At 60.4% G+C, this 13,311-nt stretch carries 13 protein-coding genes; 9 read left to right on the top strand and 4 right to left on the bottom strand.

From position 1 onward, the window contains the following. Positions 1 to 56 precede the first annotated feature (56 nt). On the bottom strand, positions 57 to 380 hold the full coding sequence (locus tag HU759_RS20705; RefSeq protein WP_138451181.1) for a DUF6124 family protein: 324 nt from the start codon (positions 378 to 380) through the stop codon (positions 57 to 59). Between the two features lie 518 nt (positions 381 to 898). Beyond that, positions 899 to 2,140 (bottom strand): acyl-CoA dehydrogenase family protein, encoded by a 1,242-nt coding sequence (locus HU759_RS20700; RefSeq protein WP_170037904.1) that lies wholly within the window; start codon positions 2,138 to 2,140, stop codon positions 899 to 901. Between the two features lie 272 nt (positions 2,141 to 2,412). Here HU759_RS20700 and HU759_RS20695 point away from each other — a divergent pair, with 272 nt between their 5' ends. The 4 genes from HU759_RS20695 to HU759_RS20680 all read left to right on the top strand — a co-directional run bounded on the left by HU759_RS20695 (position 2,413) and on the right by HU759_RS20680 (position 5,239). After that, positions 2,413 to 3,336 (top strand): ABC transporter substrate-binding protein, encoded by a 924-nt coding sequence (locus HU759_RS20695; protein WP_170037906.1) that lies wholly within the window; start codon positions 2,413 to 2,415, stop codon positions 3,334 to 3,336. A 139-nt stretch (positions 3,337 to 3,475) separates the two neighbouring features. Beyond that, a complete protein-coding gene (locus tag HU759_RS20690; RefSeq protein ID WP_099548967.1) occupies positions 3,476 to 3,778 on the top strand; it encodes a type II toxin-antitoxin system RelE/ParE family toxin in 303 nt (100 codons plus the stop codon). Position 3,779: 1 nt separating this feature from the next. Next, positions 3,780 to 4,154, top strand: a complete 375-nt coding sequence (locus HU759_RS20685; protein ID WP_099548968.1) for an addiction module antidote protein — start codon at positions 3,780 to 3,782, stop codon at positions 4,152 to 4,154. A gap of 134 nt (positions 4,155 to 4,288) precedes the next feature. Then, positions 4,289 to 5,239: a DHH family phosphoesterase gene (locus HU759_RS20680; RefSeq protein WP_186617802.1), complete on the top strand. Its 951-nt coding sequence runs from the start codon at positions 4,289 to 4,291 to the stop codon at positions 5,237 to 5,239. On the opposite strand, the gene gudD is transcribed toward HU759_RS20680, so the two are convergent. Both gudD and HU759_RS20670 read right to left on the bottom strand, forming a co-directional pair. Further along, a complete protein-coding gene (gene gudD / locus HU759_RS20675; protein WP_138451478.1) occupies positions 5,208 to 6,533 on the bottom strand; it encodes a glucarate dehydratase in 1,326 nt (441 codons plus the stop codon). The two genes, HU759_RS20680 and gudD, sit on opposite strands and share 32 nt — an antisense overlap. An 18-nt stretch (positions 6,534 to 6,551) precedes the next feature. Further along, entirely contained in the window at positions 6,552 to 7,913 is a 1,362-nt protein-coding gene (locus HU759_RS20670) for an MFS transporter (RefSeq protein ID WP_138451480.1), read from the bottom strand. A 350-nt stretch (positions 7,914 to 8,263) separates the two neighbouring features. On the opposite strand from HU759_RS20670, the gene HU759_RS20665 reads away from it, so the two are divergent. The 5 genes from HU759_RS20665 (at position 8,264) to HU759_RS20645 (ending at position 13,233) form a co-directional block, all read left to right on the top strand. Next, positions 8,264 to 8,974 (top strand): FadR/GntR family transcriptional regulator, encoded by a 711-nt coding sequence (locus HU759_RS20665; protein WP_099548970.1) that lies wholly within the window; start codon positions 8,264 to 8,266, stop codon positions 8,972 to 8,974. A 13-nt stretch (positions 8,975 to 8,987) separates the two neighbouring features. Continuing rightward, the gene (locus tag HU759_RS20660; protein WP_017136958.1) at positions 8,988 to 9,683 is read left to right on the top strand and encodes a tRNA (adenine(22)-N(1))-methyltransferase TrmK; all 696 of its coding nucleotides are present in this window, start codon (positions 8,988 to 8,990) and stop codon (positions 9,681 to 9,683) included. Between the two features lie 292 nt (positions 9,684 to 9,975). Beyond that, the gene (locus HU759_RS20655; RefSeq protein WP_026013702.1) at positions 9,976 to 10,521 is read left to right on the top strand and encodes an ATP phosphoribosyltransferase regulatory subunit; all 546 of its coding nucleotides are present in this window, start codon (positions 9,976 to 9,978) and stop codon (positions 10,519 to 10,521) included. A gap of 93 nt (positions 10,522 to 10,614) precedes the next feature. Further along, the gene (locus HU759_RS20650) at positions 10,615 to 10,914 is read left to right on the top strand and encodes a DUF3144 domain-containing protein (protein WP_017136956.1); all 300 of its coding nucleotides are present in this window, start codon (positions 10,615 to 10,617) and stop codon (positions 10,912 to 10,914) included. A 261-nt stretch (positions 10,915 to 11,175) separates the two neighbouring features. Beyond that, entirely contained in the window at positions 11,176 to 13,233 is a 2,058-nt protein-coding gene (locus HU759_RS20645; RefSeq protein WP_017136955.1) for a methyl-accepting chemotaxis protein, read from the top strand. Positions 13,234 to 13,311: the final 78 nt, after the last annotated feature.

Genomic DNA, 13,311 nt, shown 5'->3' with positions numbered 1-13,311 from the left:
ACTGATCCTCCGCCATCGCGGGCAAGCCCGCTCCCACAGGGTTTTGTGTTTGATCGTTAGCCGGCGGCCTCGCGCTCCAGCAGCCTGTCCATCAGCAACACCCCCAACTCACTCAACTGGTGAATCGCCAGCGCCACGTCGCGCTGTTTTCCCGTCAAATCTTCTGACAGGTCGAGCAACAAGGCAGTGACCGAGGAAAAGGTTTCGTAGCTGTTGGTGATCAGGGTTTCGTTGCTGGCATCGGCCGCGACGTTGAACAGCGAAGGTGGTGACAATGCCGGGTCGGCTTTTGGATTGAGGTAGTGATCAATTGCGCGATGCGCGGCCTGATTGAGTTTCAGGTCCGGTTCGCTGGGAGGGTTCGGCGTTATTTTAAACATCATGTAATTCCTGAATGGAGCCGACACCCTTTCGCTACTACACAAAGAGGGTGGCAGCTGTACGCAGGTTAGTAGACCGGGGAATTACACAAAGCCGGCGCGCCCGAAGACGCCCTACGCACAGCCACCATCAGGCACAGACAGGAACGTCTGATAGATGAAGCTCATGCACCAAGTGTAATTGACCCCAGGGCTACTAAACCCGATCACTGAGTTGTCAGCGACCGAGCAACCTTAGAGACGCCCACCACAGCGCACAAGCCGGCGGATTCTGACGCAAGCGTAGGCAATGGAGCAAGGCGCTGTGGCTTCGGACTTTCCTGTTTCAGGCTTCGTTGTAGGACATGAGCCTTACGCCGAACAAAATGTGGGAGCTGGCTTGCCTGCGATTACGGTGTGTCAGTCAATAAATTAGTTAACTGATCCTCCGCCATCGCGGGCAAGCCCGCTCCCACAGGGTTGATCGTTCCCACGCGGAGCGTGGGAACGATCATGCGGGTACTGTGTTGGGTGGTTGATCAGGCTTTGGCTACGCCCACTCGCCACTGCGCGGGCGGCAGCAGCCCATTCACCAGGTAATTACCGACGATCCGCGACTTGTACACCCGCGGGTTATGGTTCGCCAACGTGCGCGCATTGCGCCACAGCCGATCCAGCGCCTTATTGCTGGCCGTGGCGCTGGCGCCCAATGCATCGAACAACCCGGTGGTCGCCGCCAGTGTTGCATCCACCACGGGATTGACCGCCAGGCACACCTCCAATTCCGCCAACGCAACCTGCGAGTCGTCATCCTGCAGCGGCCGGTCTCGCGCAATCACATACTGCGCTGTCTGATCCAGGCGCTGCGCCGCGTGCTGGGTGATGGCCTGGGCGGCGTAGGCTTGGCTGGCGACTTCGCCAATCACTTGCAGCAACTGCACATCCTGGGCGGCGGTGTCGGCGTTGCCGGTGGTGAAGGTGCGGGCGCGCTGGCTGAGTTCGGCGGCGCCGCTGAGTGCGGCGCGGCGGGCGATGCCGGCCAGGGTGGCAAGGTGGTAGATCTGGTAGAACGACTGGCCATAGGCGAAGCGTTGGGTGGTGGGGCGCACATCGTCATCCACCACCGGTGCGTTGTCGAAGAGGCAGGTGCCGCTGGCGGTGAGGCGTTGGCCGAAGCCATTCCAGTCGTCGATGATCTGCACACCGGGCGCCTTGAGGTCGACCACCAGGCTGTACACCACACCGTCTTCGCCGGTGGCCACGGTGTTGATCAGGTCACTGTAGAGCGCGCCGGTGGTGTAGAACTTTTTGCCGCTGATGCGCAGTGTGCCATCGGTGTGGCGGTGCAGGCGGGTGCCGAAATCGCCACGGGCCTGGTTGCCGACTTCGGTGCTGCCGGGGGAAAGCAGGGCGCCTTGGCCGAGGCGGTCGAGCCATTGGGCGCGCCAGTCGCGGTCTTTGGCGCATAGCACGTCTTCGCAAAAGCCAAAATGCCCACGCAGTGCCTGGGTGATGTTGGAGTCGGCGGCGGACAGTTCTGTCAGCAGCGCAAGCAGTTCAGCGAAGGTCGCGCCTTGCCCGCCGTAACTGACTGGCAATCGCCAGCGTGGCAAACCCAGAGCGTTGAGCTGTTGGATCACTGTCGCCAGGCTGGCGCGTGTCTGATCCGCCTCGGCAGCGTGTGCCAGGATCTGCGCAAACAGCGGGCGAAACGGAGCGGCCAGTTGTTCGTAACGGGCGGAGGGCGCAGTGCCCCAGATATTCAATACGGGAGTCGACATGCAATGGACCTTGCAGAAAGGGTTTCAGGCGCGGGGTCCAGTGGTCTGGTGGCGTCACCCTAACTCAGTGGGCAGCAAACTTTTAATACGAAAAATAGCTAACCCACTGTTCGGCGGTTCTATCGATAGTGCACAACAGTATTAAACCCGGCGCTTTTATTGCGTTAGCTTCTACGGGCGCCACGCTCGGCGACTGCCAAAACCCTTCTCTCATTGCCAGACTGCACGCCCACAGATGGTTGAGTCAGCCATTAACTGTGTGGATTCCTCCTATGATCAATCGTCGTAATTTGCTTGCCGTGCTGGGCCTGGCCTCGCTGACACTGCACGGCCCATCGGTGTGGGCGGCAGCGCCGCAGACCCTGACGGTGGGTGACCAGTTCTTCTCCAATCGCATCGTCCTGGAGCTGTCCGGCGAGCTGAAAGACCTGCCGTATCAAATCGACTTCAAACGCTTCAATACCGGCTCCCCGGTGGCCTCGGCGGTCGCCAGTGGCGCGCTGGACGTGGGCATTGTCGGCGATACGCCGGTGATCAGCCTCGCCGCCAATGGCGCGCCGGTGAAAGTGGTCGCCAGCACCCAGACCAGCCTTGATGGCGTGGGCATTGTGGCGCGCAAAGGGATTCATTCGGTGGCCGAGCTAAAGGGCAAAACGGTGGCGATCTGGAACGGTTCGTGGAGTCAGCAACTGGCCTACAAGGCCCTGGATGAGGCCGGTGTGCCGCGCACCAGCGTGACCTTCAAATACCTGCTGCCGGCCGAAGCCAGCCTCGCACTGAGCCAGAGCGATATCGATGCCTTCGGCACCTGGGAGCCCTACGTCTCGTTGCAGGAAAAAGAGGGCAACACCCTGATCCGCAATGCCAAAGGCCTGATGAGCGCGCCGACCTACATCGTTGCGTATGAGCCGGCGCTGGCGCAGAAACGCGCGATTATCAAAGATTTTGTGGCGCGTCTCACCCGTGCGCGGGTGTGGAGCAGCAGCCACGTTGATGAGTATGCCCAGGCGTGGTCGAAGGCCAACCAATCTGCACCGGAGATTGCCAAGGTGTGGTTCAAGCGTGATGCGATCAAGGTGCTGCCGATCTCCCCGACCATTGTCGGCGAAGCCCAGGCCACGGCGGATTTCCTGGTCGATGCGCAGATGCTCAAACAGCCTTATGACGTGACGCCCTTGTTTGATCAGGCCCTTTAAACGCGGACGAAACACGCGCTAATAGTCTCGGGCGCCTGTTGATACGGGGGCTGAGCTAGGGTTTTTGGTTCCGGTTGGCGCCGGAACAATAAATTCACTAGCATCAGTATGGAGTAGCCAGTAGGCTACAGGTGAGACCTTGACCAATTCAATCGGCAGGACGCCGGAGTTTGATACATGGCTCGACGGTATGAAGGATTTATGGGGCAAAACGGCGGTGCTGACTCGCCTGGACCGCGCCGAAGAAAACAATTTTGGCGATTGCGAGCCGGCCGGTGACGGCCTGAGTGAAATGCGTGTATTCGTCGGGCCTGGCTACAGGATTTATTTTGTACGCACAGGCATCACGGCCTACCTGATGCTGTGGGGCAGTGATAAAACCGACCAAAAAAGAGGCATACAGCGGGCAAAAGAGATTCTTGTTGCCCTGAGAGGTAAATGAAATGAGCAACGCGACATTCAAACCCGAGGACATGCCGATCCTCGATCTTGATACATCCGGCACCAGCGTCTACGAAGCTTCGCGCTTCCTCGACAGCCCGGAAATCATCAGTGCTTATCTGGCACAAAGCATGAAGTCCCAGGACCCGCAGATCCTCATGAAGGCGCTGGCTGAAGTCGCCAAGGCCCAGGGTGTGAACAAGGTGGCCGAGGCGGCGGGGGTCAATCGCGAGAGTCTGTATAAAACCCTGAAGGGCGGCTCTAAAACACGTTTTGAAACGATCAAGAAGCTGATGCTGGCGTTAGGCGTTGAGCTGACTGTGCAGCCCGTTGCAGCTGGCGCGAGCAAAAAAATGCCGCGGCACAACGGACAATAATCAGCAACTGTCAGTTTTCACAGTATCTTTCCCCTTGAAGTCATGGTCTTGTCACACGCTGATGCGAACGTTCCCTAGCCAAAAAACACACGGCACCGGACCCCGCCTGAGTTGTACTTCAAGGAGATTTAATCATGAGGGTCGTGACCTCAGGCTCTGCATATCTGGATATAGACGCTTACGCTTGTTGCATAGCCTACGCTGAACTGCTGAATCACCAAGGTGTTCAAGCGCGTGCGGTCAGCAGCGCGCCGCTCAATTTCAGCGTTTGCGCCAGTGTGCTCGGTTGGAAGGCCGCGCTGGACGATTACCAACCCGGCGCCGACGATGAGTTCGTGTTGGTGGATGTCTCCGACTACCATCATTTTGACCCGGTCGTGGTACTCGATCAGGTGTGCGAAGTGATTGACCATCATCCAGGCTTTGAAATCCACTGGGCGCAGAAGCTGGGTGCGGATGCTGATATCCGGCCAATCGGTGCCGCGGCAACGCTGGTTTTCCAGCGTTGGGAAAGGTCCGGCCTGCTGCCGGAGATCAGCCGGCACAGCGCTGCGTTATTGGCCACGGCGATTCTGGACAATACCCTGAACTTCACCGGAAAAATGACCGCATCCCTGGATATCTGGGCCTACGAGGTGCTGGCGCGGCGGGCGGGGCTGACGGCGGATTGGCCGCAGCGTTATTTCAGCGAATGCCAGGCTGCGATCGAAGCCGACCTTGAGGCCGCCATGGCGGCTGATATGAAACACATGACGGCCACGCGCAACCTGCCGCAGCTCATTGCGCAAATGACGGTGTGGGATGCGCAGTGGGTGCTCCAGCGGCATCACGCAGCCATTGAACAATGGCTGGCGGCGCAAGGTGAGGACTGGCTGTTGAACGCTATCAGCATCCGCGAGCGCAAGAGCTATTGGTTGGCCGAGCCTTCTCTCAGCCAGCCGAAGCTGAGCCTGCTGCTGTCGCTCGATTGGCAAGGTACACAGGCCGTGCTTGGGCGTGCGATGCAGCGCAAGGAGCTGGTGAAGCTGGCCCTGGCTGCCGCACGCGAAGACCTCAGCGTACGAGGCAAGGCCGTTTGTTGTTGAAGGCCCAGCCCGGTATCAAAAACTGCATCGCCACGCTGTCGTCCCGCGCCCCAAGGCCCATGCCTTTGTACAGTTCGTGGGCCTTGGCCACGGCATCCATATCGATCTCCACGCCCAGGCCCGGTTTGCTCGGCACCTTGACGTAGCCACCCTCGATTTTCAGCGGTTCCCGGGTCAGGCGTTGGCCGTCCTGCCAGATCCAGTGGGTGTCGATCGCAGTGATGTCGCCCGGCGCGGCGGCGGCCACCTGGGTGAACATCGCCAGGGAAATATCAAAGTGGTTATTGGAGTGCGAGCCCCAGGTCAGGCCCCACTCATTGCACATCTGCGCCACGCGCACCGAGCCTTGCATCGTCCAGAAGTGCGGGTCGGCCAGGGGAATATCCACCGACTGCAGCTGGATCGCGTGGCCCATTTCACGCCAGTCGGTGGCGATCATGTTGGTCGCGGTTTTAAGCCCGGTGGCACGGCGGAATTCGGCCATGACTTCGCGGCCCGAGTAGCCGTTTTCTGCGCCACAGGGGTCTTCGGCGTAGGCCAGCACGTGGTGTTGATCGCGGCATAGGCGGATCGCTTCTTTCAGTGACCATGCGCCGTTCGGGTCGAGGGTGATGCGTGCGTCCGGGAAGCGCTCGGCCAAGGCCGTCACCGCTTCGATTTCTTCATCGCCACTCAATACGCCGCCTTTGAGCTTGAAGTCGTTGAAGCCGTATTTGGCTTTGGCGGCTTCGGCCAGGCGCACCACGGCCTCGCTGGTCAGGGCTTTTTCATGGCGCAGGCGGAACCATTCGTCATCGGCGTCCGCCTCGTTGCGGTAGGCCAGGTCGGTGGCCGTGCGATCACCGACATAGAACAGGTAGCCGAGCATTTTTACTGCGTCACGCTGTTGGCCTTCGCCCAGCAGGGCGGCTATGGGCACTTCGAGGAATTGACCGAGCAGGTCGAGCAGGGCGGCCTCCATGGCGGTGACGGCGTGGATGGTGATGCGCAGGTCGAAGGTTTGCAGGCCACGGCCGGCGGCGTCCCTTGAGGCAAAGGTGGTGCGCATCTGGTTGAGGATGCGCTGGTACTGGCCGATGGGTTGGCCGATCACCAGGCTGCGGGCGTCCTCCAGGGTTTCGCGGATGCGCTCGCCACCGGGCACTTCACCGACACCGGTGTTGCCCGAACTGTCCTTGAGGATCACGATATTGCGGGTAAAAAATGGCCCATGGGCGCCGCTCAGGTTCAGCAGCATGCTGTCGTGGCCGGCGACGGGAACGACTTGGAAATGGGTGACGACGGGCGTGGTCATGGCAGGATCCTAATAAGCTTAAAGAGGTTTGCTGATAGCGGTGCCTGTTGCTGCAACGCTCGGCGGCGCCAGCACGGCAGAAGGCGAAGTCTTGGCAAAAAACACCAGGATGGCCGCCAGCACCGAGGTGCCGGCCAGGCCATACAGGCCGCCCTGGATCGAGCCGGTGGTCTGCTCCAGAAAGCCGAAGGTCGTAGGCGCCACGAAGCCGCCCAGGTTGCCGATGGAGTTGATCAGCGCGATCACGGCAGCGGCGATGCGCACATCCAGGTAACCCTGTGGGATTGGCCAGAACAGCGAGGACGCGGACTTGAACCCGATGGCCGCAAAGCAGATCGCGACAAAGGCGAAGATCGGCCCGCCGGTGGTGGACATGAACATGCCGGCGGCGGCAATCAACAGCGCGGCGGCGACCCAGGCTTGCTGGAACTTGAACTTGCCCGACAGCGCGGCGAAGGCGTACATGGCGATGATCGAGATCAGCCACGGGATCGAGTTGAAGAAGCCGACCTGCACGTCGCTCAGATCGCCCATCTTCTTGATGATGCTCGGCAGCCAGAAGGTCGCGGCGTAGATCGTCAGCTGGATGCAGAAGTACAAGGCGCAGAACAGCAGGATCTGGCGGTCCTTGAGCAGCTTGGCAATGGTCGGTTTGATGGTGGTCAGCGCCTCACGCTCGCGCTGTTCCTGGTCGATGGCGCCAACTAACGCGTCCTGTTCTTCGCGGGTCAGCCATTGGGCGTCGTGGGGTTTGGAGTCGAGCCAGAACCACACAAAAAAGCCCAGCGCCACTGAAGCCAGGCCTTCGATGGCAAACATCCATTGCCAGCCGTGAAACCCGAACCCTTCTATCTGCAGAAGTGCTCCCGACAGCGGGCCGGAGATCAGCGACGCAACCGCCGAGCCACTGAGGAAAATGGCGATGGCTTTACCGCGCTCCACGCCGGGCAGCCAGCGCGTGAAATAGTAAATCACCCCAGGGAAAAACCCCGCCTCGGCCACGCCCAGCAGAAAGCGCAGGACGTAGAACTGGGTTTCGTTCTGGATGAACGCCATCAGCGTGGCGACGATGCCCCAGGTGAACATGATGCGGGTCAGCCAGATGCGCGCACCGACCTTTTGCAGCAGCATGTTGGAGGGCACTTCAAAGAGCGCGTAGCCGATGAAAAACAACCCGGCGCCCAAGCCGTAGGCGGCCGCGCCGATACCCAGGTCATGCTCCATGTGTGTGCGCACGAAGCCGATATTGACCCGGTCGATGTAGTTGAGAATAAACATGATCACGAACAGTGGGAGCACGTGGCCCTTCACTTTGCTCACGGCGCGCGTGAGGACCGAATCACTTTCTGGAGCGGCAGATGCGTGGTTTGAATTGTTCACAATTAAAAAACTCCCCCTGATTTATTTTTATGCGGGTTTGCGTGTTTTGTTGCCAGACATCATACAAGTGGTTTTCTTGAGTTCGCAATGCACCTGCAACTGTTTTTGTTCTTATAAGGCTGCTGATTGGTTGTGTGTTTTGGTTATTTGTCTAGCGTTTGTTGGGTGTATAGATCGATCGGCGATGTAGTTATCGCGATCTTTACCTTCACGCACGGCCCGCAAGGGCCAGCGAGCATTGCGTCATTTTGGTTGGTTGTCATACAAGTTGTGAGCTTTATGAATCAAGCCAGCGCCTACTCGGGGCAGGGTGTTAAGCTCCCCTCAGCCAACCCCGTGGACCCATAGTGATGCCCATTGAAAGCGCAAACCCTGTGCGTAAACGTTCCAATAACCTCGCCCAAGGTGTGGTCGAGGCGCTGACCCAGCGCATCCTGCTGGGCCAGCTCAAACCCGGTGAAAAATTGCCGTCCGAGTCCAGCATCGTGCTGGAGCATGGCGTGAGCCGCACAGTGGTGCGCGAGGCGATCTCCAAGCTGCAGGCGTCGGGGCTGGTGGAGACGCGTCACGGCATCGGCACCTTTGTGTTGGTGCAGCACGCCCAGCAAGGTTTGCGTTTGCATGTGGACACGGTCGCCAGCGTGCGTAACATGCTCGAGCTGCGCCTGGGCCTGGAGGTGCAAGCCGTGGCTTTGGCCGCGCTGCGCAGGAGCGACGAACAGCTCGCACACATGCGCCAGGCGCTGGACGATTACCAGGCCTCGCTGGCCAGCAACGACAGCTGTGTGGAGGAGGACAAGCGCTTTCATCAACTGATCGCCGAGGCCACCGGCAATACCTTTTTTACCGAAATCATGCTGCACCTGGGCAGTGCGATGATCCCGCGCACCCAGGTCAAGGGCGTCGAACGCGGCGGGGCCGACTTCGCCAAGCTGGGGCAGTTGGCGAACCTTGAGCATGAGGCGATCTTCAATGCCATCAAGCGCCAGGACCCGGACGCGGCGCGGGCCGCCATGGTGCTGCACCTGACCAACAGCCGGGACCGGTTTTCCGGGGAATGACAAGGAACCACCGTTGAACGAACACACATTGTCCATGCGCCTGGAGCGCGTGGCCGCCAACGTGCCCGCTGGCGCGCGCCTGGCCGACATCGGCTCGGACCACGGCTACCTGCCGGTGGCCTTGATGCGCCGTGGCGTGATCACGGCAGCGGTGGCGGGGGAAGTGGCGACCACACCCTTTTACGCAGCCCAACGCACCGTGCGCGACAATGGCCTGGAGCAACACATCAGCGTGCGCCTGGCCGATGGCTTGGCAGCGATTGAACCGGGCGATGGGATCACCGCGATCAGCGTCTGTGGCATGGGCGGCGAGACGATCCGCGACATCCTCGACAACGGCAAGGTGCACCTCAGCGGCCAGGAACGCCTGGTCCTGCAACCCAATGGTGGCGAGCAACCCTTGCGCCAATGGCTGATGGACAACGGCTATCGCATCCTCAGCGAAGAGTTGCTGCGGGAAAACCGCTTTTACTACGAGATCATCGTGGCCGAGCGCACAGGCGCCGTGACCTATACCGATCAGCAGCTGTACTTTGGCCCGTTGCAAATGCAAGCCCGCAGCCCGGAGTTCCTGGCCAAGTGGCAGCGGATGCTGCGCCAGAAGCACAAGACCCTGGCCAGTTTTGAGCAGGCACGCCAGGCGGTGCCGGAGCAAAAACTGCAAGAAATTGCCCGGCAGGCGCGGTGGATTACCGAGCTGCTGGCGTGAAGTGACTTGTAACTTTTCCTACGCATGTGCAAGGATCTGCCCATGACTCAATTTTCGCAAAGCAACCGCCATCATCCCCACGGACCTTCCTTCAGGTGCCGTGGTTGCTTGCGCTCACTGATTGACCAGACCCACTGATCACTCAATGAACCCCACCCAAGGCGCCTATGGCGCCTTTTTTATTGCCTGCAAACACTGGAGATTCAACCCATGACAATGCTACGTGGAACCCGAATGGTCACCGGCAAAGAAGCCGCAACGATGCGTGAAGTAGAGGGCCGTTTCCGGAGCTATCTTCATCGAAGCGGGCGCTGAAGAAGTCATCGTGCCGGCTCTTTGGGGCCAGGACACGTTTATCGAAAAAACCGGCGGCAGTGAAATCATCGGGCAGATGTGGGCCTTCGATGACAAGGCGGGCCGCAAGTGCTGCCTGATCCCGGAAGCCACTGCGCTGTTCCAGGAGCGCAACGCCGACTTGCTCGAGGGGCGCGCGGCGGCGATGTTTTTTTACGTGGCGCGGTGTTATCGCTATGAGCGGCCGCAAGCCGGCCGTTATCGTGAGTTCACTCAACTGGGGCTGGAGATTCTAAGCCCTGACCCTGGGTTGGCGTTGCAGCGCAGCCAGGCCCTGTGTACTGGGTTTCTGGACACGCTGGGGCTCGACTATGCGCTGAACCTGGCCGTGAAACGTGGGCTGAGTTACTACCTGGAGGGCAACGGCTTTGAGGTGCGCTGCCCGACATTGGGTGCGCAACAGCAAGTCGTGGGCGGCGGGGCTTACCGTGAAGGCGCGGGCTTCGGTATCGGGCTTGAGCGGTTGGTGCTGGCGTTGGCGTGAAGCACCAGGCGTCTCCCAGTGGGAGGCGCCTGCTTTGCTGGCCTCGAATATGCTCCAATAGCCGCCTTCTTTTGCTGACCCAGGAACCCTGCCATGGCCGAGACCACCGACCAAGCCTTCTACGACCGCGCAGATGCGCATATCGAACTGTCGAACGAGCAGCTCAAGACCTGTGAAAACCTCGGTGAGGTCAGCGCCTCGATGATGTTCGGCACCACGCGCTTCAATGCCTGGGCCAGCGCCCGCAACTTTAAGTCCGGCGCCGAGATGGCCGAGGCCCGTGAGGCGATGCTGAAGTATTTCTGTGATCAGTACAGGATGATGCTTGAGGATAACCTGGATGATCACATCAATAATTTCAGTCAGTACATGCGGGTGAAAGTGGCGGATTAAGAGGGTGGTGGGGGAGGGGCTGTGAGCTTGGCAGCCCCAGCGGATGCCATCGCAGGCAAGCTGGCGCCCACAGTTACCGTTTCACTCTCGTCATTGAGTGTTTTTGCCCCATTTTTGCGCACGCCCGCGCACTTTTTGATTGCCGCACCGCCTATCTCCGGCCCCTCCTGCAACGGCCCGTATCTTGCTAGAACCAAGCTAATCAATGACATGGCATTTTGCTTCTAGTCATTTCCAGCTTGTTTTTGGGAGCGGTCGGCCATGCACACTCTTTTATCACCCGGTATCCATTTGCTCGGCCGTCTCGGTTTTGCGCGCAAATTCCAGGTGCTGTTTTTCCTGTTCATGCTGCCCCTGGCCGGGAGCCTCTGGATGATTGGCTCGGACTATCGCGGCAAATTGAACGTGATTACCAGCGAGCAGTCCGGCGTGCACCAACTGTTGGCCCTGGACACGCTCGATGGCCAATTGACTGCGCAGCGCAACCTGGCCGCGCGCTGGAAAGCATTGGATATCCTCCACACCCCAACCCCTGCCGCCCAGGCTGCAATGGACAAAGTGGATGCAGGCAACCCGATGATTATGCAAAGCCTGCAAGGCTTGGGTGAAGCACTCAAAGCCCGCAACGCCAGCGCCGACACGCTTGCGCGGTTTGAGGCATTGCAGGCGGCGGTCAAGGGCATGGACACCCAGTCCCTGCGCACCGTGGGCTGGTGGCCGGACGGCTACGACCGTTTCACTGCTGCGTTGACGGCGCTGCAAACCTTGCGCGAGCAAATCACTCTGGATACTGGCCTGATCCTCGATCCGTGGCTGGAAACCTACCTGCTGATGCAGATCTCCACCCAGCACACCCCGGACCTGATCGAGCGCATCGGTCGCACGGCCAGCGTCGGCCAGTCGTCCATCGCTTCGGGGCAGTTCACCTTGCAAAGCCGCTTGCAGATGCGCGACCTGCGCGGCCGTATTGGCGATGCACGTGACCAATTGGCCAAGGCCGCCGCTTCGCTCAAAGCCAAGCAATATCCTGGGATCGAGCCGTGGACGGCGCAATATGACAGCAGCCTGCTGCTTCTGGATAACGAACTAAAAACCTTGGATGAAGGCGTGTTTGGCGGCACCATCAAATTGGACACCGCCGCCTTCGACCGCAGCGTCGACAGCATGTTGGGCGCGTTGGGGGCGTTGCGCAGCCAGTCGCTTAACTCACTGGATACGCGCCTGAGTGACTACCGCGAGCGCTCGCTCCAGCACTTTATTCCGGTGGCGGCGACGTTCAGCCTGCTGGCCCTGGCCGCGTTGTACTTGTTTACCTGTCTGCAAGCCTCGATTCGCCGCAGCGCCAGTGGCATCACCACACTGGCCGAGTCGTTGCGCGACGGTAACCTGTGCGTGGAGGTGGCGGTGGAAGGCCGTGACGAACTGGCGGCCATCAGCCGGGCGCTCAACGTTGCCGTGGTGCAATTGCGCACCAGCCTGCTGGGCGTCAATCACGAAACCCAGCAACTCGGTTCTGCCGTACTCACACTTAACGCGCAGTCAGGCAGCACCCTCACCGAGGTGGAAGACCAGCAACACCAAATCAGCCAGATTGCGGCCGCCGCGACCCAATTGGCCGCCACCTCCATGGGCGTGGCCAAGAGTTGCGAACAGGCCTCGGGCAGCGCGCAGCACACAAGGCGCATCGCCGAAGACAGCAGCCGCGACAGCCAGCGCACCACGGCAAGCATCCAACAGCTCAACCAGCGCCTGACCGACACCGCCAACGCCCTGGAACAGGTCAGCCAGCAGGGCCAGCAGATTCAGTCGGTGGTCGACACCATTCGCGGCATCGCCGAACAGACCAACCTGCTGGCGCTCAACGCGGCCATCGAGGCTGCGCGTGCGGGCGAGCAGGGCCGTGGGTTTGCCGTGGTGGCCGATGAAGTGCGCAGCCTGTCGCAACGCACCCAGGCGTCCACCGCACAGATCGCCGGCACCGTGGACAGTTTGCGCGCGACTGTCAGCCAGGCGGTCAGCCTGATGGGCGCGGCGTGCGACCAGGCACTGACCGACGCCGAATCCGTCACCGGCCTGGGCACCCGCCTGGGCGAAATTGCCGGTGCGGTGCAACACGTCACCGACACCCTGGCGCAGATCGCGGCTGCGGTGGAAGAACAGGCTGCAACGGCCGATGAGGTCAGCGGCAATATCCAGCAGGTCGACCAGGCGGCGGGGCGCTTGCTGGACGGCGCACGGGCGGTGAATCAGGCGGCCGATACCTTGCGCAAGGGCAGCCTGGCGCTGAGTGATAACACGGCGCGCTTTCGATTGGGCTGAGGCGCGGGCAGGTCAACAATATCTACCGCAGATACGCTCGGGCTGCGTCTCATGCTGAGGGTTCATTCCATCAGTATG

This window comes from Pseudomonas sp. OE 28.3 (assembly GCF_014268205.2).
Classification (GTDB): Bacteria; Pseudomonadota; Gammaproteobacteria; order Pseudomonadales; family Pseudomonadaceae; genus Aquipseudomonas; species Aquipseudomonas edaphica.
The sequence above is the reverse complement of the archived record's forward strand: the minus strand, read 5'-3'. Positions and strand labels throughout refer to the sequence as shown.